This is a genomic window from Luteibacter mycovicinus, assembly GCF_000745235.1.
Taxonomy (GTDB): domain Bacteria; phylum Pseudomonadota; class Gammaproteobacteria; order Xanthomonadales; family Rhodanobacteraceae; genus Luteibacter; species Luteibacter mycovicinus.
On record NZ_JQNL01000001.1, the window covers coordinates 3,024,956 to 3,048,786 of the forward strand.

Consider the following 23,831-nt stretch of genomic DNA (forward strand, 5'->3'; position numbering starts at 1 on the left):
TTTGATTCCTGCCTAGCCGTCGCGGGCTAGGCAGTTGAAGAGCTGATTTTCCATTCGGATCAGACCTTCTTCTTTGAATTCGAGTAGTAGCGATTCCCGGGTGTTACAAGGGATTCGTAGAAATCCTCGTCGATGAATCTTAGGACCTGCTTCAAATCCGCTTTATTTGCGGGGAAATCAATTTTTAGGTTCTTGCCCTTGCCTGACACGGTAAGCGGAACTTTGAATGCCGCGGCTGCAGCTCCTAGCTTCGATATCTGCTTTACGTCGATTGGCCCCTTTCGCGATATCAGTGCAACCTTTTTTCGAACCCAACTGTCGGAGATCTCCATCATGGAGGCAGCAGCTGGGATAGCAGGACTACTGAATCCGAAGAAGTTAGCCGTTTGCAAGTCTGTAGCTTCGTCAAAGTATTCCGTCAGATCGAAGATCAGGCGTGCATTGTGAAATCTCCTGAATACCAAGGTGTCATCGACAACTAAGCATGAGAGGCGTTTGTCGAGCGTAAGGCCTGTGTCCTTCATGCGTTCGAATGTCTTTCCCCGTCGAAGTATGGAGAAACCCTCGGGGCTGATAACCCGGCGCCTGTCGAAATTTTGAACGAGTACGCGTGACTGAGTCCCCGTGCGATAGCCAGTCAAAACTGCCCTGATGCTCTCAAGACTGTCTATTTTCTCGTCAAAGTAGGGCACGCTGAGAGGTGCCTTTATCGCCTTGTGAAGATCAAATTCGTCATCGAAGTTGGATATCTCTTGCAACTCGTCGCGACCAGAGTTGTAGCCTGGATCGAACGGGATAACGTTGTGACGCGTTGGATCCCCCAAAAAACTATTCTCTTGATCAAGAAATACCTTGGATATCTCAGTTTGTAGTGCGGCAGAAACCTCAAGTCTTCGCAGTACGCGATTGTGCTTATCCAGCAGCACAAATGTTTCCAGATTGGCTCCGCTCATAAGTTGCTATCCCCTGTCAATGATGGCGTATTCAGTCAGCTGCACAACGCTCTTCACCTGCTTAATGTCGTATATTTTCCTTTTACTTATGAGTAAATAAGAAATTCCATCTTCTGAGTCGACTTCGTAATAGTTATAGCCGAAGAGTCCCAGTATAGGATTCACATTGAGTGAGTTCGTTCCTAGTAAGACAAATATGATCATTGCTGCATAAGTGACCAATTCTATGGTCGATATCTCGATCATCTTCGATAAAAATATTGGCGATGCGTACGCGACGAAGAATCCAAATATTTCTTTGTCAGAAGATTTTGCTTTTTTAATGTCGATGGATGACGCTTGCATCGTCCGCGTCGCCTCGCCGGTCATTTGAAGTGCTAACGCTGCCAGAAGTAACGCGAATGCAAACAAAAGGGCGGTGTCCGAAAGGATCGCTCCATGTAGCAGAGCTGCTATGCCGGAGGCGAAGAAGATCGGACTCGCAGACGTAGAAATGAGTAACGCTTTTGCGGCTTTGTTCAGCACGATATCTGGCCCGAGTGTGTATTAGTCGAGGGGTGGCTAGCATAAGCCTGTCGCCTCGCATCGCCTGCGACTAGCCTCTTTTTCCTGCACACTTGAGGGAAGCTGCTCGTTTCCAGAGTTTTGACGCGAAATCGGGATAGGCGGTCGTTCCGTAAATTCGGAGTCAAAGTCACCAGGCATTAGCAGTCGTTCGGTAAAGTCGATAGCGGGAGCGGCAGTCTCTGCAAACGCGCGGGCGGTCGATAGAATCTCGAAGGTCCAGAGCAAGTAATCGTCGTGGAGCTTTCGTTCGAGGCGTTCGGAGGCGCGCTTCTTTCCCGCGGTCAGTCGATGCAGGCATGAGCTTCGTGCTGGTATCAGCTGGGCCACCTTGGCCTCCTATGTCCTTAACCCTAATTTGGAATTCCCTGTGCCGCCACACGCAAATCAGAAAGCACGGGCTCGCTCTCAAGCATATCGACGTCTTGCGCTAGAACTTTAGGCGCTAGGAAAGTCGCGCCCGGTGTGTCGCGAGGTAAGCACGTTGCGCCTGATTAAACGGCTTTGGATTTGCCGAATTTGCGAGATGCCACTTTTCTCTTACTGTTTTATCAAGTCGTCGAGACAATAGAAGGTTGCCATCGTCAGTAAACGACACAAGGAACTTATCGAAAAGAAGATCAATATGCGGTGCTAGCATCAGTCCGTTTGCGCCGTCGAGCCGTTCCGAGTTCGTGGATTCCCGCCAAGGCTTTATGTGGCTCGCTCGAAGAAGCGATACGATCGTAACCCCAGTGACACGGCAAGCAGGTTCCAGCGCAAGAACGCTCTTCCGAAACAGTCCTTGTCCAATTCGTGCCTTGCTTAGCTGCATCTTGTCGGTCGGTCGCAGCGATGCATCAGCCACGATTCGCTGAATATCTTCTGCCACGCTGTCCGACGATCCAGTGGTTTGTATGGCCTGAGGTGAAACGCCACCTATCTCCAAGAGACGTGCGCCTAACTCGTCGGATATCGACGAGAGGTAGCTTAAGTTCCCGTTGCCGTTGTCCTGAATAGGCGCGTACTTCTCAGCTAGCAACGGACGAATAACGTCCAGATGCTGCTTCGGAACGATGGGCTGCGCAAGCTCAGAGAACGTGACAGGCAGAAGAAGCCCTTCATTCGCCCAAGGCGCCTTAGACGCATAGTCAGGCTTCAACGACGGGAATGCCTCGGCATCGACAACGCCAACATGGCCGATCTGACTGCCCGCGTACGAGAACACGATGTCACCAGCTTGGGCGAGCCGCATATTCGAGTAAGGCGGATATTCCCTACCATTTGCTGTAGCAAGCGGAGCCCAAAGAATCCCTCTCCCTGTCTCGGCCTTCCACGACTGCTTGTGATTCACCCACCAGAACGCCACGTCGGCCCCTTCGCCTAGGACGAAAACTACTTGTAGGCCGAAGCCCCCTTGCTCGTAAGAATATGCTCAAGGCGCTGACGATGGAAGGACGCCCTTCATCACTCGGCTAGCTCTGATGTGCAGCGACAGGCAGGCGCGTTCTGGGTGCACAGACGGCCGTACGCCGCCAGTTGTCCCTAATTCTCAAATGTCTCGTTGCTTCAATTAGTTGCGTTTCCATCGCCCCTCGCTATCCTCCGCCCCTCCCAGCGCAAGGAGCTCCAGCGAGTGCATTGGAAGGCCAAGTTCTGTCTAGGATTGACCCTGCTTTTCGCCGCAGTCGCCGGCGCCCTCTACCTCTCAGGTTTCCTCACCCTCACGCTCATCGGCGTGCAGACCCAACTCACCTGGAACCTCTGGTGGCTCTATTGGCAAGCGATCGCCTTGCCGCAATACGCCCCCTACGTCTGGAAGATCCAGCTCGCCGGCGCCGGCGCCGTCGGCTTCATCGTGCCGCTCGCCGCATGGATCGCCATACTCGTCCCGTTGCTCAAGACGAAGCCCCGCGCGCTCCACGGCGACTCTCGTTTCGCTCGCCGATCCGATCTCGCCAAAGCCGGTCTACTTAAGAAATCGCCCAACGGAATTGTCGTAGGCAAATTCGGTAGCGAGCTCGTTCGCCTCTCCGGCCAGCAGTTCGTCATCCTCGCGGCGCCGACGCGCTCGGGCAAAGGCGTCGGTGTCGTCATCCCCAATCTGCTCGAGTACCAGGAATCCATGGTGGTCCTGGACATCAAGCAGGAGAACTTCGACCTTACCAGTGGATGGCGCAAATCGCAGGGGCAGGAGATCTACCTGTTCAACCCGTTTGCCGAAGACCGGCGCACGCATCGCTGGAATCCGCTGAGCTACGTCTCACCGAAGCCATCGTTCCGGATCTCGGATATCCAGTCGATCGCGGCGATGCTGTACCCCGATGGCGACGAGGCCCAGAAGTTCTGGGTGAGCCAGGCACGCAACGCCTTTACCGCGTTCACGCTGTACCTCTTCGAGAACTACGACGTGGAGTGGCGGCTCAACGTGGCCAGGGAGTCGCTGCGCTTCCCGACCCTGGGCGAGGTGTACCGTTTGTCCTCGGGCGACGGTCGGGACCTGCGGGCGTATCTGCGTGGGCTGTCGGAGAAGTCATTCCTGAGTCGGGAAGCGAAGCGTGCCTTCGCCAACCTGCTGTCGCAGGCGGAAGAGACCTTCGCGTCGATCATGGGCACGTTCAAGGAGCCCCTCAACGCCTGGATCAATCCGGTGCTGGACGCGGCCACGAGCGACAATGACTTCCTGCTGACGGACGTGCGCAAGAAGCGCATGACGATCTACATCGGCATTCAGCCGAACAAGCTGGCCGAGAGCCGGTTGATCATCAACCTGTTCTTCAGCCAGCTGATCAACGTCAACACCAGGGAGCTCCCGCAGAACAACCCGGACCTCAAGCACCAGTGTCTGCTGCTAATGGACGAGTTCACGTCGATCGGCAAGGTGGAGATCCTGGCGTCGTCCGTTTCGTACATGGCCGGCTACAACATCCGCCTGCTACCGATCATCCAGAGCATGGCGCAGCTGGATGCGACCTACGGCAAGGACGTCTCGCGGACGATCATCACCAACCACGCCATGCAGATCATCTACGCGCCCCGGGAGCAGCAGGACGCGAACGACTATTCGGACATGCTCGGCTATACGACGGTGCGCAAGGAGAGCGTCAGCAAGGGACGTGAGCGCTCAGTCAGCCATTCGGACGAGCGTCGGGCCTTGATGCTGCCGCAGGAGCTGAAGGCGATGGGGACGGACAAAGAGGTGATCCTGTTCGAGGGTATCCCGCATCCGGTGAAGTGCGACAAGATCAGGTATTACGAGGATCGGCGGTTTACTAGCCGGTTGATGCCGAAGGTTGAGGTTCGGGCACTGGACATCGAAGGGACAGACATCATGGGAATAAAGGCGATCTCAGCGTCCGCGCTTACCGGCATGGTGATCGCGGGGCTCTTGCAGGCAGCGGCGGGAAACCCGCTGGGTGAATCGGTTGCAAGACCTTCGCCGGCGAAGGTGGTTTCCGAAGGGCGCGTGGCGCGGTCCATGAGTGCCGAGGCGGCCGCGCTAAAAATGCTTACGTATATATCGGGGCTGACGTTGAGGTCAGATGTGTCCGTCGCCAGCATCAATCAGGCGATGGGCATCGTACTCGAGATGCAAGACGGCATCGCCGGATACCAGAGCGCCGACCTCGGCGGCGGCTGGATCTACTTCGTGAACTTCATTCAGGAAAGCCGTGCCGTAAAGCGTGGCGTGGCTTTCGAATTCTATAACCGCGACCGAGCGGCCGACATTGGCGCCGTCTGCGAGTTGCCCTTCGAGACCTACAGGACCACCCTCAGGGCATCGGGATATGAGGAAGATGAGCAGCGTGGCGAACTCGGTGAGCGCCTGTCGTGGCTTTATTTCAAGGGCGACATCGCGCTGGCCGTTGAAACGCAAGAGAGCCTCATCGGCGGTAAGGCGGTTACGTGCGTCAGGTCCATGCGCACCAACAATTGAGTCCCAAGGCAAGGAGCCTGTCAGTGTCGCGTCCAAACCATCAGCTTGAAGCAGCGATCCATCAATTCTCATCGCAACCGGGCGTGACCCATGATCAGGTCTCGCAAGTGCGAAATGCGATAGCCGTGGAGTCCAGGACGCTGGACGGCTTGAATACGGCTGCCGCCACCGGTCATCTGAACGGTTTCGCTTTAGACGAGGCCAGCGGCAATCAGAATTCCGTGGGGCAATACGAGAAATCGTCCGGCATCGTATCGCTGCCTGCGTCGGCGTTCTCCTCGAGCAGCGCAGCGACGGGTAGCGACCTTGCCGCGACAGTCCGTGTGCAATCGATGATCGTGGCATTTTCGAATAGCACTTACGTCGATGCCAGTGGAGTGCAACAGCGGGTGTCGTCCGACATGTCGGCCAATCTCCAGAGCACATTGAACGGGTCGCCCGCGTTAGTCAGGGAGGTGCGACGAGCTGCGATGACACCCGACGCCGCTGCACCTGATCATTACGCCCTCGAACACTTTGCGGTTCTTCGACTTGGCTTGGCCGCTGGCGGTACCTACGACGGCGTTACGCACACCATGAATCTGCCGGCTCCCGCGCTGATGACCCGTTCCGGCAACGGATCAATCGGAAAGTTCGATGTTAATGACCTCACGTTTGTGATCGGTCACGAAATCCAACACGGGTTTAATCGGAGCGATAAAGTCCGAGTGGTGAACGAATTTAACGCGTCGATCAAGCGGGTTGCCGCTGGTCGGGGCAATGTTCACGACTACACTGATCCGATGCAGCACTATATCCAGGGAAGCCGTGAGGATGAGTCCAAAGCTGAGATCGCAGGATGGAATGCGCTGGTCAGTCGCCAGAAGGAGCTGAAGCCAGGTACCACCCTTAATGATATGGCGATGGTGAGTACCTCCCGTACGGGCGATTTTGTGGAGCGCGATCCACAATCACCCATGCGGTCCATCGGGCGGCCCGATCTCACATTTAATGCGGATCTGACGCTGTCGCAGATGCCATCGAACATAGAGGCTATGGGCAAGCATTACTTTGATCGGCCGTCGAAGGACTACGTTACAGAGAAGAGCATTGAGCGGCCCATGGCGCTGGGCGATAGCCATGCGAGCGACTATGCGAACTACTACGGAAGGTGGCCGCTGCAGGAGATCATCGCAGCCGAGGCATCGTCCACCCTCGGGCGCAAGGGGGTATCCGAAATGACGATCGATATGGGGGCGATCGGTCTCAAGGAGGATCTTCTGGAGAGAGAGGGCATGGACCTCGGCAAGAGATCGTCGTGGCCGTATTTCGACAGCACCCAATTGCCCTCAGCGCCGCACCGGTTCGATCACACGGCGGATGGAGTGAATAAGAACAGGTATCTGCCCATCGAGGCGGCAGCGGATGGTCCACTGCATCGCGAGCTTCGGAAATTACTTCCTGAAGGTACATCCGAGGACCGGTTGGCTCAGATCGCCCTGGCCGCGAAGCAGGGCGGCATCGAAGCGGGTCAAATCCGAACGCTGGACGTCCAGGGCGACCGCCTGATGATGACGGGGGAGATCGTCGGTACCCGCGCAATCGTCGACCTGAACAGAGCGCCTCCGCCCGCGCAGGAAAGCAATCAGCAATTCCAGGCGACGGAGCAGGCGCAGCAGCAGATGATGCAGGAGCAGCAGGCTCAGGCGCAGAGCGCTCAGCAGAGTGGTCCGGTCATGTCGATGGGAGGTTAGGGTAGGATGCGTCCCGGGAGACTAACGCCAAGGTCCATTTCCATGCGGTTCAAGGTGCCACTGATTGCTGCGACGCTCTGCCTCCTCTCCGCGTCGGTGTCGGCCAAAGACCTCGGCGTAGCGCCTCTCACCGGCCCCGACCTCGAAGACGTCACCACCTACTACGACAACGGCGCCCAGCTTCTCAAAGGCCTCGAATACCGCGACGAATACGGTAACTTCCGCATCCTCGCCTTCGGCGCGAACAAGCAAGGTCCCAAGCTCGAACCGAACGACTACGTCACCCTCCACGCCTACGGCTTCCTCCAGGACCACGGTGGCTATGACACCCGATGGGAGATCAAGGACAACAACGGCAGTGAGCTCTGCGGCCTGCGGTTGCTGACGCCTCTGGTCGACGTCATCGATGCCGGCGACGGCAACGCTCTGGTCACGGTTCCCTACTGGACGGCCTGCGATGGCCTCGACGCCACCGTCGTCAAGCTCATCATGGTCTACAAGGACAAGAAATACGCCATCCGGGGCAGCCTGCCGAACCAGGCGAGCGACGAGATCACTCGCACGCCGGGCGACAGCTTCAAGACGTTGCCAGACGTCGTCCAGAAGACCGCGCTTGCCTACTATGCCAGGGTAGAGGCCGCCGCGAAGAAGGCCGCAAGCTGGACAGACCCCTCCGCAGGAAATTGAGGTCGCCGTAGGCCGTCTTCGCGGGGTAAGGTTTGAAGCAAGGGGTCGCGACGAGCGCGGCGATCCGACGGTGGTCTGACTCGATCTGCCCAGGGAGGATGCATGAGAGGACGAACGATGCGTATGGCAAAGCGGGAGCCATCCCGTTCATTGCTGATCTTGATCGTGCTGACGCTGACCTTAAGTGGCTGCACGACAGCGCCAGCGATCGCGCCTCATGAGCCGCCAGTCAACGGGAAAGGCGCCGTCAGCTACCAGCTGATCCCTGCCATGTCGGCTGGTCAGTTGCAGCTCAAGCGCGACCAGCATGCCTACGGCGCTCAGCCCGTCGAGCACGATGCGCCGATCTATCCCGACGCATGGATAAGCAAGAAGCTCCCGACCGAAACCATAAGCGTCAAGGCAATCGTCGGTGAGGACGGGCACGTCACCGAGGTCAGGGATCTCGGTGCGTCGGCCGAAGCTGTGCACCAGGCCTTCTTCGCGGCATGCCAGCAGGCCGTGATGCAGTGGAAGTACTCACCGATGACGGTGGTGCAGGACGTCGATGATGGCAAGGGGAACATTCGCCAGGTGGAAAAGCATGCGCCTTTCAGTCTGGACTATGCGTTTCAGTTCGAGCTCGTCGATGGCAAGCCGCGGGTGACCGGGGGTCAGTAGTCGATGCTCATGCGCGGAAAATGTGCAGGCTACTTCTTCGGCACGTCATCCAACGTCATAAACATCTCCATCCCCGCCCAGTTCTCCGTCACACCACTAAGCACCCGACCATCGCACGTATACGTCGTCTCAGTAGTGGTCGATTGCGCACGCACCTGGCTCGGGTCGGTGACGTCGTAGTTGGTCATCACACGGTAGTCGACGAAACGTGCGCGGCGAGCGGAGAGTATCTCCACGCCCGTCGTCGGGCTGGTCTGTTTTCCCCACACGTTGCCGTTCTTCTCGATGGGCGTACTCGACCAGGCCTTTAGGTCTTCCTTCATCGCGTCGAGCCTGGCCTTGCACGCAGCGAAGCTTTCCATGCCGGTGTGTTGAAGGGCAGCTTGAGCGCTTTGAGGAAGCTCGGTGACGAGAGGTCGGCGGAGGCATTCAGGCTTCCGAGCGCATTGAGCGCTCGGGTGCCGATGGCCGGAATATCGACGCGTTTGGGCGGGGCTTCCGCCGCGGCAGTGAAGGGCAGGGTCGCTGCAAGGATGAGCAGGATTAGCCGCGAGCGCGCCTGCGGTGTCCTTCCCGATGCCATGTAAGTCACTCCTTTGATGTGCCGCCGAAATGTACCGCAAGGTGTTCGACTTGTTTCTCAAGCCACGGGCGATTGTTCAGCCCATAGGCAGGTCCCTTACCCACGCGGCATACTTGCCGCCATCAAGGGGGGAATATGGCGTACGGAAAACGACGGGCACTGGCACTTACGATGGCCACGCTGCTCGGCAGCGGCCATGCATCGGCACAGCGCGACGATCCTGACTATCCACCTGTCGTGCCTCCCCTCGGGACCGTCGTCGCCAGCTCCGAAGCCTTTCTGACGAAGCTCTTCGGTAAGCCCATTGGCTGGATCATCAAGGCGACAGGTGATCTCAACGGAGACGGGCGCGACGACTGGGCGGGTGTCGTCCAGTGGGATGCCTCGTCGGTGAACCAGGCGCAGCTCTTCATTCTGCTGCAACGCGCCGACGGAACGTTCGTCCTTACGGAGCAGTCCAGGGCGTCGGACACGTACCGTGCCGGCGTCGAGGATCTGAGCATCGAGGACCGTGGTGTATTGACCCTCCATTACAGCGTGTCCTGTTCCGCCACCTGCCACGCTGGCGTCAGGCTGCACTACAAGTTCTACAAAGGTGCCTGGACACTCGTGGGCAGTGATGAGGAGTCCTTCGAGACGGACTCCCAGGCCGAAACCCGCTATTCGACCAACTTCCTCACCGGGCGTACGGTCACGGACGTGATGGCAAGCAACGGAAAGGTCGCATCGTCGACCGTGGGACATACCGATAAAAGGCCCGCCCTGTTGCACGACGTAAGCGTGTTCGGCAATTAACGACCACAAGATCGGTTGCGCCTACAGACAACCGCAAGTTGATTTGCTAGTTTCACCCCGTTGCCTGCGTCGTCGCTGTCGAAGCCTCGCAGGCAACCATCGCTTAAAGCGGTGAGAAGCGCGGCCCAAGGGTGCTACCAACACCAGAGGGCCGCTGACCACAATAAACTCTAGGAAGTGCATCGTGGCTACCCCCGATCATACGGTACTCGCTCGCCCGCCGGATCCCCCCGGCGACAACCCCACCGGTCACCGGGACGTCTGCCGACCTCGCAGACACGGTTGAAGAACCGCGGCCGCAGCCGTTGAACCGCAAAGCGCGCTGACGCCGCCACATACTTCGTCAATCACGCCGCCCCGGCGCCTGGTCTCAGGCAGCCGATGAACCCGCGAATCCGTTTGATCCGCGGCACGCCCGGTTGTGCCTGGCGTGCCGCACCTGGAAACGCGAGAGGCGGCAAGCAAGGAGACTGCGATGTCCGTATCGAAGGAACATCAGACAGAAGGTCCGCTGTGCTATCACGCGGATCCGGAAGCAACGGCGCATGCGCTGTTGAATGAAGCGACCGAGTGGCTTCAGTTCGCGCGCGGGCTTACAGGGCTACTGGCCGATCTGATTCATGAGGCGGATTCGGTGGATTGCCGGCGCATGGCGCTGGGGCTCGAGGCCATTGGCGCGCTGACGAATATGGGGGTGCAGTGTGCCGCGCAGGCGCATGTGCGGATGTGTTGGGAGCAGGCGAGGGCGGATTGAACCTGCGTAAGGCCGGGCTTACGGTGCGGCCCATCTCATTTTTCGCGCCTAGCTCATCCAGGCCGCTGTTTACAGGCTTCGGCCATCTGTAGACTGCGCCTTAGTTCCCACGCATCGCCATGCTAATGGAAGGCGATGGACTGGGACCCATGCCGATATGGAGAATCGCTGATGCCTTCACACCACCCCCTTCCTGGACTAGCTGGTCCCCTCTTTGGAAAAGAGCCGTGGCCTCTGCGGTTTCATAGCCATGGCTTCGGGGCAGCCTGCTTCAACACATTAGCATGCAGCATTATCTACAACCGCCATCAGTTTGGAACTCGGCGCTGGGACGGTGATGATGTAGCGCACGACCGGCCGTCGGGGCCGCTTCCCTTCGAGAATTGGCGCGACGAATGGGACGGAGGTCATAGCATCCTTCCGTTCGAAGGGCGGACATTCCCAGGACCGGTCGACGTTGAGTGGGTCTCTCTCGATGGCGAGTCACACTCTGTCTCGATCGATTTGGATGAGATGTTTCGAGATCGTTTGATCCTTCATTCGGTCAAGCGCGATGAAGTAAAGGAGGCCTGGTTGGATGCAAAATCCGTCGAGCCAGTCAGTCCGGACATCCTGGTTGAAGTGAATGATCGCTCGGTGAGCGTCTACATGCGCGCTTTTGTTGCGACCGAAGCGGAGCAGATACCCGGGAACGATCGAAGCCATTTTCGCAATGAGCTGATTCAGGCATGGACCCATACCTACTGAGCATGGAGCGCTCTAAATGACGGATTCACGTACGAGTGTTGATGGGCTGCCCCACGACGGTGTTGGCCATGATCTTGCAACCGCCGACCATCTTGCCGCCTATGAAAAGGCCAGCCAGTCGCTGAGTCGGTTTCATGTGCCAGTTTTGATTCACTCTGAAAACCCGCACGAAAAACTTATCGTCGTCGCCTTTGACGGGACAGGGAACAACAAATTTACCGATCCGAAGCATGCGACGAATGTCGCGAAAATTCACGACGAGATTGAGGCGATCAATCACGCGGGAAATCGCCAGATCTACGCCCGATACGTCGAAGGCCCGGGCACGCAGGAAGGATCCTGGGCGTCTAAGACAGACTCGGCATTGGGTCATTCGTACGAAGAAAATATTCGAAAAGCGTATACGGACGTTGTTCGCCAAGCAAATAAATGGATGCAATCAGACCCTGAAGCGGCCATCCGCGTGCACAGCATCGGGTTTAGCCGTGGTGGAAGCCAGGCCGCCGGATTTACCCGGTATCTTGACGAGCGAGGCATCCCTGAGCTTGCAAGCGAGTTCAGGGCCGCTGATGGAAGCATCGGGTACAGCCGCCTCCTCGTAGAGCCTGGCAAGACGATTCAGTCAGTGGGGCTATTCGACCCTGTGGCTACCGGTGTCCCCATGCGTTTTGATCGACGCCTTCCGCCGTCGGTCGTATCGGGCTTTCAAATCACTTCGTCCGACGAATTGCGCGCTACGTTCCCCTCGGACCAGATCATTCGTCCCGGGCTTTCGGAGGACGGCCGGTTCCTGAACGTCATGGTGCCTGGTGCACATTCCGACGTCGGGGGCGGCTACCAGCGTGACGGTCTGTCCATTCGTTGCGGCAACCTCATGCGCGACTACTGCAACGCCCTGAGCGACAAGCCCTACCTGCAAAAGGAGTTCGAGCCGACGGATGAGCGCTATAACGTTCTTCATCGATCGAGCGAAGGCAAGTTTGTCTTCCGGGCCGACCCGCGCATTGGTGTTCGTGGAGAGCCGAGCGGAACCAACGAGAGACTCGCACCGCGCAACGTGACGGGTGCGGGCGATGCGCCGCATCGGCCCGAGGCGGTGAGCGCGGAACTGAATGAAGGACTCGTCAGGCGTCGGGTACTTATCGCACCTGGCAATATGGAGTCCGGCAGAGCATCCATTCCTTCTGCTACCGCAGAGCAAATCGCTGAAGCCGGAAAATCGGTGCCGTTCGGCCCCACGCTGCGTCGCGTCGTCGGGGGCGTTGCAACCGTTGCCGACGTTGGGCATACGGCTCACCAGATCTCAGACTCGATCGGCGATGGCAACATGACGGCGGCGACGTCCCAGGGGCTTCACTTCGCCAGCCGCAACGTCGGTGGCTGGGCCGGCGCCGAGGTCTTCGGTACCGCAGCCGCGGCAGCTGGCGTAGAGTCGGGGCCAGGTCTGTTCGTCGCCGGTGCCGTCGGAATGACGGTCGGGTTCATTGGTGGCGGCAGGATCGGTGACGAGATCGATCAATATCGGATCAATCATCAGTCGGACACACAAGGTAATACATGGCGCAGTGACGAGAAACTTGGATGGATACGCGACATTCCACCGTTACCTGAATCGCCTCAAGGTCAGCGTCTGATCGCCGGTGACACGCTGTCTAGTCAGCTGTCATATCAGGCAGCCAATACGGCAACGGAACTAGCTCTGGCAAAAGAGTACTCACCGCGTGACCCCTTCACGCAGCCGGCCGCTGCGGGCGACACACCAAGCCTGCGGGATGCCCCCTGGACGCGTGACCCGCAGACCCATCAGTGGTCCAGGCATGTCGTTGATGGCGTCCTGGAGCATGGGATGACAAGTTCCCACATGGAGGTCGCGACACCGCAGCGAGCTTCGGATCTCGAACTGCTCGCAAAGCAGACCGTTCAGCGTAACGCCGCCGAGTCGCCGATCGGTGTAGCGCAACGCTACGCATCTGTTTACGAGCAGAACGGTTGGATGATGCATGGCCCGATGCCAGAAGCCGTGCACCACGCGCTGGCCGCGCCAACAGACAAAATTCTTGCCTCGGACGGAAAGACGTACACCCACGGCAAGGATGGCGAATGGTCCAGGCCCGGAATGATCTACGGTACCAACCCCGCAGATGCCCGTACAACGGAAGAACTCAATCTGGCCGAGCGCACCGTCAGCGACATGAAGCGTACGCTGCCGACACGCCTGGACGACCCTGCCCACCCTGACAATGTTTTCTTCAAGCAAGTCCAAGGTCACGTCGCGGCTCTGGATAGGAACATGGGCCGCACACCTGATCAGCACACCGACCAGATAGCTTCAGCCCTGACGGTTCAGGCTCGCGCTGACGGTTTGAAGCGCGTCGACCAAGTTGCTCTGTCCACGACAGGCGAGGCTATGTGGGCGGTGCAGACCCCGCCAGGCCGGAGCGACCACCTGTTTGACTTGCAGACGAAGGTGCCGACCGCGGAGGCTAATACCCCCATGGAGCAAAGCGCAGCCAAATGGCCTGAAGCCATGCAGCAATTCCAGGGGCATGAGCAGGCGCAGCAGCAGAGTCAGCAACGCGCGATGGATCGGCAGCAGGCCGACACCCAGACTCAGGGTGCGGCGGGGCCGTCCATGGCGCGGTAGGGCGCCTTCTTGCCTTTCGTTCAAGTCGGTGTCGTGGGGTTGATCGATGGTGGGCGGCTGCTTACTCTCGCCGCTCATCACCCCGAAATGCTAAGGAACGGCCGATGGATGGAGTGGCTCGTCTGTTAACGCTCGCGGCTGGGCGCGCCCGTTGCTCGTTCCTTTGCGTTGCCGTGGCAGCGGTCGCCACCGCATATGCTCAGCCATCCATAGCCGAGCAGCCAAAGTCGCATTTGCGACAGGCATACACGGATTGCGTCGGCGGAAGTGGGCCGACGACAGCCGCTGTGCTCCAGTGCGCGCACGTCGAGTTTGCTTATCAGGACAAGCGGCTTAACTGGAATTACCGGACGCTGATGTCCCGCCTTCCCTCTGACGAGAAGGACCGTCTTCGGAGCGAAGAGCGGGAATGGATAGCGCGAAAGAGCACGAAGTGTGTATTGCCCGATAATCCCGGAACTGCCGACCAGATCGTGGCGGCGGATTGCGAGGTCAACGAGACCGAGGCGCGCGCGACGAAGTTGGAGCAGCGCCTCGGCAAGTAAGTCACATAACCGCTTGCGGGACCGGCGGCCGACCTCTGTAGACGGCGGTCATGGCTGCCGCGGTTTTGCACTGTTCCGAGACCGACGCATCCGTCAGGCCGTCAAGCGTGATGAGGTGAAGGGGTGTTGGTCAGGACTGACCCGATACCAGTATGGAACTAAAGTTACCGAGGCGAGGTAACATTCCACGTCCCGAGCCAGCAAGGATTCCGCCATGTCCCCCGCGCCAGGCATCCCCCCGATCCCACGGGATGCCCTGCAACTGCCAGCCGACGTCCTCTGGCTGGCGCATTGCAAGGATGGCCCCATCCCTCGCGTCGCGGCGGACGGTGTACGTGCGCTGTTGGAAACCGAACTCGAGCCCTGGAACCTACGCTGGCAGGAAGACTTCCTCGACGTCCAGGCGCGCCTGCGTCACGCGAGCGCGGCGTTCTTCGCCGTCGACGAAGCCGACATCAGCCTCGTCGCCTGCACGTCGGCCGGGCTGGAAGCGATCTCGCTGGGGTACCCGTGGCAATCGGGTGACGAGGTGCTTATCCCCGCCGGGGAGTTCTCGAGCAATCGCCTGCCCTGGCTGGCGCTCTCAGCACGCGGCGTCGTCTGCCGCGAGGTGGAGCTGTGGCCAGACCAGATGGCCGCCAAACCCACACCACCCATGCTTGGCATCGATCCCGAGCAACGCCTGCTCGATCAGATCACACCGCATACGCGACTGATGTCGGTGTCATGGATCCGCTTTCAGGACGGCACACGGCTCGATCTGGATCGTCTGGGGGAGGGCTGTGCCGCTCGTGGCGTGCATCTCGTGGTCGACGGTATCCAGGGCGCTGGCACGATGGTCCCTTCGCTTACGCATGTGGATGCCTTCGTCAGTGGCGGTCACAAGGGTCTGCTCGGCACGCAGGGGCAGGGCGTGATGTGGACCCGTCCGACGTTTCGCCCGCGGTTGGTGCCTCTCGGTACATGGCTGTCCGCGCCCGCGGCGTTTTCACAGTCGGGCACGCAGGCGGATGGGGGCGACCTCTGGGCGAGCGAAGGACGCCGGTTGGAGGCGGGTAGCCCGTCGATTCTTTCGTGTGGCGCGCTCGGTCATTCCGTGCAGCTGTTGCTGGACAGTGGCGGCGCGCCCGCCATCCAGGCGCACGTCGTGGCGTTGCAACGGCTGTTACTGGAACGACTGCTTCCCCACGGGGAATGGTCATCCGACGTCGCGCGTCTTCAGGGCTTGCTGGAATCCGACAGACTCGGACCGACCTTGTCGTTTCGTGTCGAGGACGATCGCGCCGAGCGGCTTCTCGCGGCAGCGGCGAAGCAGAAGATCGGTACGAGTACACGCGAGGGCTACCTGCGCGTGGCGTTGCACGGCTGGCATTCGGTGAAAGACGTTGAGCGGACGGTGGCGTGGCTGACGCAAGTGGACATCCCCCGCTAAGCACGTCCATCCGCCAGCGGCTCCCTGTTCTCGGTCGCTTCCTGACAATTCGTCTGGGCTGATACTCCGCATGGAGGATCGAAGACGCTGTCCCGCACGCCCGTCGCCTCGTAAAAGCCAGAAAGCCGACAGGCATTCACCCGAGGCGGCGCCCAGAATCGGAAAAAACGAGAGGGGACGTCGTGAACATCCGGATCATCAGCCTGTTTCTTATCGCGTTTGCCGCAAACGTAAACGCAAGCACCGATGTCTGGCAGCCCACCGCCGGACACACGCAAATACCGTTGTGGCCGGAAGCGCCGCCCGCGGCGAAGCCTATGCCCGGTCCGGAATATGTCAGGACGAGCACGAAGCCGTTCGGCGGCAAACCGATGGTAACCGTCAGCAACGTGTCGCAGCCCACCATGACGGTCTACACACCGAAAGGCGAGAATACGGGTGCTGCAGTCGTCGTATTTCCGGGAGGTGGCTTCGAGATTCTGGCCATGGATCTCGAGGGCACCGAAGCATGCGACTGGCTGACGTCCCGGGGCATCACGTGCGTGCTGGTGAAGTATCGCGTGCCGAGTCTGCCCTATGTGGCGGCTTGCGATTGCCGCCCGCACAACCGCGCGCTGTCGACGCCGTCGTTGCAGGATGCGCAAAGGACCATGCGACTGGTGCGCTCGCATGCGGCGGAGTGGAAGGTCGATCCGCACAAGATCGGCGTGCTGGGCTTTTCGGCGGGTGGCTTTCTGGTGGCGGAAATCAGCACGGTTTTCGACCGCAAACTATACGCGCCGGTGGATGCTGCCGATAAGGAAAGTGCCCGGCCGGATTTCGCCATGCTGATCTACCCGGGGCATCTCGCCACGGACGACGACAAAGCCAATCCCAATCTTCCGATCACCGCCCATGTGCCGCCGTCATTTCTTGTCCAGGCGGAGGACGACTACACGGACGGCGTGCATCAGTCGCTGGTCTACTACGCCGCGCTGGCCAGGGAGCACGTGCCCGCGGAAATGCACCTGTATGCACAGGGCGGGCACGCGTTTGGCCTGCGGTCGACGAACCTGCCGATCAATGGATGGCCGGCACTGGCCGAAGCCTGGATGCGGACGATCGGTATCAGCCACTGAAAACGCATGCTCTGGCGGATCACGCTCTCGCTGCGAGCAACTCGTCCAGCTGCGCGAACTGTTCCGGCAGGCCTTCCGCCGAGCCAGCGATCGCCTCGTCGCGCGCCGCTTCCGTCGGATACAGTTCGTGCAGGGTGACCAGCGTCTTGCCGTCCTTTTCTTCGAACGTCACGGTGGTCAGCGCGCCCTGGTCGCTTTCTTCGTTCGTCCATACGAGCCGCGTGTTCTCGGTCACTTCCTTGTACGTACCGAAGAACGCCATCGGCTGATCGAAGGCCGGATGTTTGAACACAAGGCGATACGTGCCGCCGGTGCGGATGTCCATGTCGCCCGAGACCAGCGACATGCCGGCGGACTTCGGAATCCACCAGCGTTTGAACAGCTCCGGATTGCGCCACGCCTCGAACACGAGATGCACCGGCGCATCGAACGTGCGCGTCACAACGAGCTCGCGGTCGCCTTTGCGTTCCACGGCGGTGCGCTTGATTGCGGCTGAACTACCTTCGCTTGCCATTGGCCTTCTCCTCGCGTTTAAGGTGGCGACGATTTCATCCAGCGCGTCGAAGCGCGCGCTCCAGAGTTCGCGGTGCCGCTCGATCCAGGCGGCTTCTTCTTCCAGCTGACGTATCCCCAGCCTGCAGGTGCGCACGCGCCCGACCTTCTCCGTGGTCACGAGTCCCGCCTCTTCCAGAATGCTGACGTGCTTGCCCATGCCGGTAAGGGTCATGTGGAAACGTTGGGCGAGGTCGCTGACCGAGGCGTCCGAACGGCCAAGCTGCTCCAGCACGCCGCGTCGGGTGACGTCGGAGAGGGCGGCGAAGGTGGCGTCGAGGCGGGCTTGATAGTGAACCATGTGGTTCACTGTATGCCCCTGTCAGTGGGTTTGCAATACCTCGGGGGCCTTGGCCACCGCGGTGGCATGGGCCTCCGTCTGGTGCGCCGCCTGCTTGCACTGAGGCAGAACGGCACATCCCGCCTAGCAGTCGCCGAGGAAGTCGTAGTGGGTCACGCCGTTCAGGTGTTGAATGCGCGCGCCTGGAATCGCCTTCGCTGCGATATCCGCGTTCGGCGCCGCCGGTGCGACGGTATCGGCTGTTCCCGTGGCTGTATGCAAGACGGTGATCGACAGGGTGGGCGAGCCGTCCGCATTGCGTAGCGCGGCGGTGGGTGTGGAGGATCGTTCTTGCTCCTCGACGTCGCGCCGGGTCTTTCATTCAACGGCTGACGGTCGTCTTCGTCACCGTGATGTAATGCGATTGTCCGGAAATAGGTTTGTAGCCCGAGCTTGTTCGTCATGGCTTGGGACATTCGCGGCGGAGGGTAGATGCGTCTTTCAGCGCGTAGTGCTCGCGACACACCATGTGACCACGCTGAGCATTTCGTCGCCCCAAGTCACTGGCCTCCAAGAATTCAAAAAGCGAAGTGTCTCCGTCCCGGTTCCAGTCCATTTCGGACCAAACGTATTGTGTGTCCCACGAAGGGCGGCATCGCATCGATACGTACATGAATGCAGATGTACCCATTACTGTAAGCAGCAGCAAGAAGCTCCCTCTGTCGATCTCGCCACTAAGGGTCGGTAGCATCACTATAGGCGCCACTTCAGCCACGTCTCGGTTAACAAAGAAGGGGCGGTTATGGCGTTGAGGGGGCTCCATAACGTTCGTTTCGATAACCGGTCTGACGACGCTTTGAAGTTCTGCATAACTCCGAACGCCGACACTACGGTCAGCAGCCAACAGGCTACGTGCGTAGCAAGAGCTAACACGAATAAACAGACGAAAACCACGAATGGTGATAAATCAGTTTGAGAAGCAGTATCGATAGTCCCGCTGCCGCGAGACACCATAAGAGACCGACATCGCTGAGACGTGTGGGGTTTCGTTGACGGTGGCTGAGTTGCTACATCGGTTGCATTTGGCGCGCTGACGTAGCGGCGTGACCCGTGCAGGAAGCTGGGTCATTACATTTCTCTCATGGAGAGGGTTTGTGGTCAACGACATGTCTGGAGACATTGCCCGCCTCGTCATATACGTCTAATACGCGATGTTGGCCGTCTGCATCGAAGTTTTCAATCGAAAAGATGCGACCCCACTCTGCGGTCATCAGCGTGCCAGCTGGTTTTCCGTTTATATCGATACATGACTTCGAAAGCCCCGCCTGCCCCCATGCAGCATAAACAGTTCTTGCCGGTGCCTTGCAGGCATACCCCTGGTGCTGGTCGAGAACTGACCTGTTATCGCTTTTGGAACACGATGTCATCGAAACGACTACGAGCATGAGAGCAATGATCTGCGTTTTCATTTTTATGGGTGGGATAGATAGGGGCTCGGGATGGTAAATCGGACTGGTTTCCCACATTTGCACGCGCTTGCGCGGTGCCCATGCCAGCGTCTTGGGTGTCTGTCTTGAGCCAGTAATGATCAATCGGCCCGAGCTTTCCATCAAACGCTGGGTCGCGGCAAGCCCACACGGCCAACCTGACTTAAGACGTTTGGAGATGACCGTACACGGGCCGGGTGATGGAATGTGTTGCGGGTCACTGGGTGCCGAGCTCAGGCGTAGTCTTCTCCAGAATCTTCATGGCCTTCGCGTTTTCGCTTTGCCAGGTCGCGATCTCGGCCTCGGATGTCGGGGTCGACCCGGTCACTACCGGCGTTCCGTCGGGCCTCGTGATCGCGGGCCGGGGCGCGGCGGTCGGCTGGGTCATGGTCGCGTAGCTTTGGTGCGACACCACGGGTGGCGTGGCGAGCCTGGATGAGTAGTAATCGCTCGGCCGCGTCGCGTAATGCGGCGTCGGTGCATTGGCGCTCGCATGGGTGTTAGCTGTGCCCTGCGAGGTCGACTGGATGAGCGATTTGCCCATGTTGTCGAAAATGCGCGGGATGGACAGATAGCTGAGAAGGAGCACCGCGACCACGGCGACAAAGGCGACGATCGGCGTGCTGGACGTGGGTCTCCCACGCCTGCCATGCGCGTCGCCAGCCATCACCCAGCTCGGCCTGTCATCCAGCGGCGGCATGTCCACCTCGGGAATCGGCCCGAGCATGCTCCGTATCTCCGCACCGCCGATCAGCTGGATCGGCATGAACTTCGCCGCTGACCGCATGGCGTGATCGGTGAACTCGCCGGAGGAGATCAGGATGGCGCGCTGTGCGCCCTCCGTGTGCATCACGCCGATCAGTTCATGCACCGCGTTATGCGGCACCTGTCCCGTGTTCCAGTGCTTGCACTGCACGACGATGTATTCGCCATCGCGGTACAGCTTGAGGTCGATACCGCCATCGGCCATGGCGTAGCCAACACCCGTGCCGGAATGATCCACCCGGTAGCCCTGCCCACGGTAATACTCGGCGACGCGTCGCTCGAAGTCATCCCAGCGCACCTGGGTGAGCGGGTCGGTCCAGCGCGAGCGGACGGGTTTCCAGCGGCGGCTCATTGGCCGGCGCCTGATGTGTTCAACTCCATGTCTTCCCCTGACGTCCGGGTGTCGAAGGTTTCGCGCACGGTCCGGGCGTTCCGGGTCGATGGTACTCAGGCGGCGACGCGGTGGGCAATGATCATGTATGCCGATTCGGCCCGGTACGCCGGGACCTGGTGTCGCGGGCCGGGGCTCACTTGCCCCCGGTCACGTCCAGAAAGGTGCCGGTGACGAATGAGGCCTCGGCACCTGCAAGCCACAGGATCGCCCGTGCCACCTCGTCGGGCTGACCGCCGCGCTTCATGGGTATGGATTCCTTGACGCGGTCCACTCGTCCCGGCTCGCCACCGCTGGCGTGCATGTCCGTGTAAATGTGTCCGGGGCGCACGCAGTTGACACGGATGCCCTCGGCGGCGACTTCCCTGGCGAAGCCAGTGGTGAAGGTCTCGAGCGCGCCCTTGGACGCCGCGTAGTCGACATACTCGTTCGGGCTGCCCAGTCGTGCGGAAGCGGACGACACGTTGATGACGGAACCGCCCCGGCCGCCATGGCGATGCGACATCCGTCGTATGGCGTGTTGCGCGAAGAGGATGGGGCCAATCGCATTGACCGCGAAAATGCGCTGCATCCGCTCGAAGCTCAGGTCCTCCAGGCGGGACTGCTGCGCGAGAACGCCTGCATTGTTAACCAGCACGTCGATGCGGCCGAACTCGCGGTCGATCGCGGCGAAGAGCCCGTCGATCTGCCCGGGATCGGCGCTGTCCGCGCGGATGGCCAGCGCGCGACGTCCGGCCGCTTCGACATCGGCAACGACGGCGAGTGCCGCGGACTCGTCGGAGACGAAGGTGATCGCCACGTTGTAGCCCTGGGCGGCGGCCAGTCGTGCCGTGGCCGCGCCGATGCCCCGGCTGCCGCCGGTGATCAGGATGAGCGGTGCCTGCGAATCGTCAGTCATGGTCGGAACCCTTATGTCGTGGAAGCGGTGGCGCGCAGATGAGGCTTCAGCAACATCACCAGCGGCGCAATCAGGGCGGCGGTCGCGGCCGAGGCGAGGATGCCGATCGTCTGATTGCTGTGATCGGCAATGGCGCCGTACAGGATCGGCGCGGCGCCGCCCGAAACGACCACGCTCGTGTAAAAGACCGCGAACGCGCGACCGGTGTCACCGTCGGAGAGCTCCGGCACCGTCCCGTAAAGCACCGATGATGTGCCATTGAGCACGACACCGAGCAATGGCAGCACGATGAGCGTCGGTGTCAGCGGTGTGAGCAGCGTCGCGGCCATCAGCGCGGCTGTGGCGACCTCGGTCACGATGACGCTCCCGACCACACCCAGTCGCTCACCCAGCCATCCGCAGGTCGCCTTGCCCAGCGCGCCACCGATGAAGAGCAGAGCAAGCGCGACGCCCACGGTCGGGGAGTTGCCGCCCTTGGCATGAATCAGAAACGGGAGGAACAGCAGATAGCCCATGCGGGTCGCCGTATCCAGCGCACCGATGGTCGTCAGGATCCCGAAGCCGCCACGGCCGTGACCACGTTGCGTCTTTACCCTGGCGCGTGCGATCACGGGAGTCTCCGGCGCCCAGGACCTCAGTCCCAGCGCAACAACGATGCCAAGCAGCGCCATCAATCCCAGCACGGGGCGCCAGGTGAGCACGGGCAACGTCACCGCGACAAGCGCCGGCACGATGGCCTTACCGAGGTCGCCGGAAAAGTTGTACATCCCCAGCGGTCGTCGCGATGCGTCGCCGTAGCTGTCGGTGACGAGCATCGAACCGCGTGGATGCTGGATGCTCGAACCCACGCCCGCCACGACGAGGCCGACGCAGAGTCCCGCGAAGCCCAGGGGTAGCGCCATGATCAGAAATCCCATGGCCGCGATGACGGTCGCAAGTATCAGCGCGGCTCGGGCCGAGACGCCACGCAGGGCGCGATCGGCGGGAATCTGCAGGCCACCCATGGTGCCGTAATAAAGCGCGCGCACCAGGGCCAGCGCCGCATAGGACAGACCGAACTGCGCCTGCCACACGGGAAGAAAGGCATAGAGGCCGTCGGTATAGCCGTCATGCAGTGCGTGGGTAAAGCACGCGGCCAGCAGGTTGCGCGAACGAGGCGCTTGGGGCGTGCGTTCGCCGTCGAAGGTGACGGGGAGGTCGGTCGAGGCTGCCATGCGGCTATGCTAGATAAGCGAGAAATAATCAACAAGACAACCATGACTCACCTTATGCGTGAGCATAAATCACGGATAGCCATGCGCAACCTGCCACCTCTCCATGCTCTGAGGGTCTTCGAAGTCGCCGCCCAGACGGACAGTTACGCCGACGCGGCGGCGGAACTCGGCGTGACTCACGGTGCCGTCAGCCGGCAGATCGCGGTGCTGGAAACGTGGCTGGGCCAGAAGCTCTTCGTCAAGGACGGTCGCCGCATGGTGGCGACGCCGGCCGCGAGGCTGTTCGCCGCCGAGATCGGCCTGTCGTTCGATCGCCTGGTGGTGGCGGCCGAGGCGTGCGGACAGCCAGGCGCACGGCGCATCGTGCGCGTCAGCGCGCCGACCAGTTTCGCGATGCGCTGGCTGATCCCCCGGCTGGGCCGCTTTCACGCCGGGCATCCGGACACTGAAATCGTTGTCACCACGGTATCGACGCTCTTCGAGGAACTGCGCGGCGGCGTCGATGTGACGATTCGGCGTGGGCCTGGGCGCGATCGCCTGTTGCCTCAGCATCGCGTCGTCCCCGTGCTGGATGACGTCGATACGCTGATCATGAGTCCTGCCTTGTTTGCCCGCCAACCCGTGCTGAAACCGTCCGATATCCAGGGCCACACGCTGTTCGCCACGGAGACACGACCGGGCGACTGGCGTGACTGGCTCGAGGCCGCCGGTGTACATCACCTCGCAGGACTTCCGCGCCAGCGCTTCGATCATTTCTTTGTGACCCGCCAGGCCATCGAGGATGGTCTGGGTATCGGCATCGGGCCCTTGCCGATGCTGGAGATGGATGTCGCCAACGGACGGCTGATGACGCCGCTGGCGGATATCCGGGTGGTGCGGACGGGGTATGTCGCGATCGTCGGTCGGGAGTCTGACGAAGGTGGCTCGGTCAACCGGTTTGTCGAATGGCTTGTGGGGGAAACGCCGACGACGATACTCGCCCAGGTTCAGCCATCAAGCCTCTGAGAATCTATTCAACATATGGACGCATGAAGTCTATAGTTAATTGATTTATAGAGATTTTGACAAAAAGTATCTATTCAAGTATCTATTCAGTGATGGCAAAGCCTGCGC

Annotated in this window: 21 protein-coding genes and 1 pseudogene; 12 read left to right on the plus strand and 10 right to left on the minus strand. The window is 60.2% G+C overall.

Annotation, left to right across the window (positions count from 1 at the left end; all coding sequences use genetic code 11):
* Positions 1-59: 59 nt before the first annotated feature.
* The 3 genes from FA85_RS13250 to FA85_RS21520 all read right to left on the minus strand — a co-directional run bounded on the left by FA85_RS13250 (position 60) and on the right by FA85_RS21520 (position 2,865).
* Positions 60-953, minus strand: a complete 894-nt coding sequence (locus tag FA85_RS13250; RefSeq protein ID WP_036116090.1) for a hypothetical protein — start codon at positions 951-953, stop codon at positions 60-62.
* A gap of 6 nt (positions 954-959) precedes the next feature.
* On the minus strand, positions 960-1,478 hold the full coding sequence (locus tag FA85_RS13255; protein WP_036129167.1) for a hypothetical protein: 519 nt from the start codon (positions 1,476-1,478) through the stop codon (positions 960-962).
* A gap of 484 nt (positions 1,479-1,962) precedes the next feature.
* A complete protein-coding gene (locus tag FA85_RS21520; RefSeq protein WP_156108805.1) occupies positions 1,963-2,865 on the minus strand; it encodes an HNH endonuclease in 903 nt (300 codons plus the stop codon).
* Between the two features lie 297 nt (positions 2,866-3,162).
* On the opposite strand from FA85_RS21520, the pseudogene FA85_RS13260 reads away from it, so the two are divergent.
* The 4 genes and pseudogenes from FA85_RS13260 to FA85_RS13275 form a co-directional block, all read left to right on the plus strand.
* Positions 3,163-4,812 (plus strand): annotated as a pseudogene (locus FA85_RS13260) (type IV secretory system conjugative DNA transfer family protein); the annotation flags it as partial.
* Positions 4,813-5,456: 644 nt separating this feature from the next.
* Positions 5,457-7,166 carry a hypothetical protein gene (locus FA85_RS22175; protein ID WP_051944007.1) on the plus strand — a complete coding sequence of 570 codons (1,710 nt, stop codon included), beginning with the start codon at positions 5,457-5,459 and terminating at the stop codon, positions 7,164-7,166.
* 42 nt (positions 7,167-7,208) lie between these two features.
* On the plus strand, positions 7,209-7,853 hold the full coding sequence (locus tag FA85_RS13270) for a hypothetical protein (protein ID WP_036116088.1): 645 nt from the start codon (positions 7,209-7,211) through the stop codon (positions 7,851-7,853).
* Positions 7,854-7,970: 117 nt separating this feature from the next.
* On the plus strand, positions 7,971-8,513 hold the full coding sequence (locus FA85_RS13275; RefSeq protein WP_156108804.1) for an energy transducer TonB: 543 nt from the start codon (positions 7,971-7,973) through the stop codon (positions 8,511-8,513).
* A 29-nt stretch (positions 8,514-8,542) separates the two neighbouring features.
* On the opposite strand, the gene FA85_RS13280 is transcribed toward FA85_RS13275, so the two are convergent.
* Both FA85_RS13280 and FA85_RS13285 read right to left on the minus strand, forming a co-directional pair.
* Entirely contained in the window at positions 8,543-8,836 is a 294-nt protein-coding gene (locus tag FA85_RS13280) for a hypothetical protein (protein WP_036116086.1), read from the minus strand.
* Positions 8,833-9,096 (minus strand): hypothetical protein, encoded by a 264-nt coding sequence (locus FA85_RS13285; RefSeq protein ID WP_036116084.1) that lies wholly within the window; start codon positions 9,094-9,096, stop codon positions 8,833-8,835. Before FA85_RS13285 ends, FA85_RS13280 begins: the two co-directional genes overlap by 4 nt.
* Positions 9,097-9,231: 135 nt before the next feature.
* Between FA85_RS13285 and FA85_RS13290 the strand changes: the two genes are divergently transcribed.
* The 7 genes from FA85_RS13290 (at position 9,232) to FA85_RS13320 (ending at position 17,131) form a co-directional block, all read left to right on the plus strand.
* Positions 9,232-9,891, plus strand: a complete 660-nt coding sequence (locus tag FA85_RS13290) for a hypothetical protein (RefSeq protein WP_156108803.1) — start codon at positions 9,232-9,234, stop codon at positions 9,889-9,891.
* 475 nt (positions 9,892-10,366) lie between these two features.
* Complete coding sequence (locus FA85_RS13295) at positions 10,367-10,645, plus strand: hypothetical protein (protein ID WP_036116077.1); 279 nt, start codon at positions 10,367-10,369, stop codon at positions 10,643-10,645.
* A gap of 171 nt (positions 10,646-10,816) precedes the next feature.
* Positions 10,817-11,392, plus strand: a complete 576-nt coding sequence (locus tag FA85_RS21925; protein WP_156108802.1) for a hypothetical protein — start codon at positions 10,817-10,819, stop codon at positions 11,390-11,392.
* 16 nt (positions 11,393-11,408) lie between these two features.
* Entirely contained in the window at positions 11,409-14,036 is a 2,628-nt protein-coding gene (locus FA85_RS20985; RefSeq protein WP_051943999.1) for a T6SS phospholipase effector Tle1-like catalytic domain-containing protein, read from the plus strand.
* Between the two features lie 104 nt (positions 14,037-14,140).
* A complete protein-coding gene (locus FA85_RS13310; protein WP_051943998.1) occupies positions 14,141-14,581 on the plus strand; it encodes a lysozyme inhibitor LprI family protein in 441 nt (146 codons plus the stop codon).
* 214 nt (positions 14,582-14,795) lie between these two features.
* A complete protein-coding gene (locus tag FA85_RS13315) occupies positions 14,796-16,013 on the plus strand; it encodes an aminotransferase class V-fold PLP-dependent enzyme (protein ID WP_036116075.1) in 1,218 nt (405 codons plus the stop codon).
* Between the two features lie 188 nt (positions 16,014-16,201).
* Entirely contained in the window at positions 16,202-17,131 is a 930-nt protein-coding gene (locus FA85_RS13320; protein ID WP_428977064.1) for an alpha/beta hydrolase, read from the plus strand.
* 19 nt (positions 17,132-17,150) lie between these two features.
* On the opposite strand, the gene FA85_RS22180 is transcribed toward FA85_RS13320, so the two are convergent.
* From FA85_RS22180 to FA85_RS13340, 5 genes are all read right to left on the minus strand, one after another.
* Positions 17,151-17,984 carry a metalloregulator ArsR/SmtB family transcription factor gene (locus tag FA85_RS22180; RefSeq protein WP_081907590.1) on the minus strand — a complete coding sequence of 278 codons (834 nt, stop codon included), beginning with the start codon at positions 17,982-17,984 and terminating at the stop codon, positions 17,151-17,153.
* Between the two features lie 1,118 nt (positions 17,985-19,102).
* Positions 19,103-19,432, minus strand: coding sequence for a hypothetical protein (locus FA85_RS22185; RefSeq protein WP_197056544.1), 330 nt, complete (start codon positions 19,430-19,432; stop codon positions 19,103-19,105).
* A 235-nt stretch (positions 19,433-19,667) separates the two neighbouring features.
* Positions 19,668-20,567 (minus strand): restriction endonuclease, encoded by a 900-nt coding sequence (locus tag FA85_RS20990; protein ID WP_051943995.1) that lies wholly within the window; start codon positions 20,565-20,567, stop codon positions 19,668-19,670.
* 175 nt (positions 20,568-20,742) lie between these two features.
* Positions 20,743-21,504 carry a glucose 1-dehydrogenase gene (locus tag FA85_RS13335; protein WP_036116070.1) on the minus strand — a complete coding sequence of 254 codons (762 nt, stop codon included), beginning with the start codon at positions 21,502-21,504 and terminating at the stop codon, positions 20,743-20,745.
* A gap of 11 nt (positions 21,505-21,515) precedes the next feature.
* The gene (locus tag FA85_RS13340; protein ID WP_051943993.1) at positions 21,516-22,718 is read right to left on the minus strand and encodes an MFS transporter; all 1,203 of its coding nucleotides are present in this window, start codon (positions 22,716-22,718) and stop codon (positions 21,516-21,518) included.
* 81 nt (positions 22,719-22,799) lie between these two features.
* Between FA85_RS13340 and FA85_RS13345 the strand changes: the two genes are divergently transcribed.
* Positions 22,800-23,723 (plus strand): LysR substrate-binding domain-containing protein, encoded by a 924-nt coding sequence (locus FA85_RS13345; RefSeq protein ID WP_051943992.1) that lies wholly within the window; start codon positions 22,800-22,802, stop codon positions 23,721-23,723.
* Positions 23,724-23,831 lie beyond the last annotated feature (108 nt).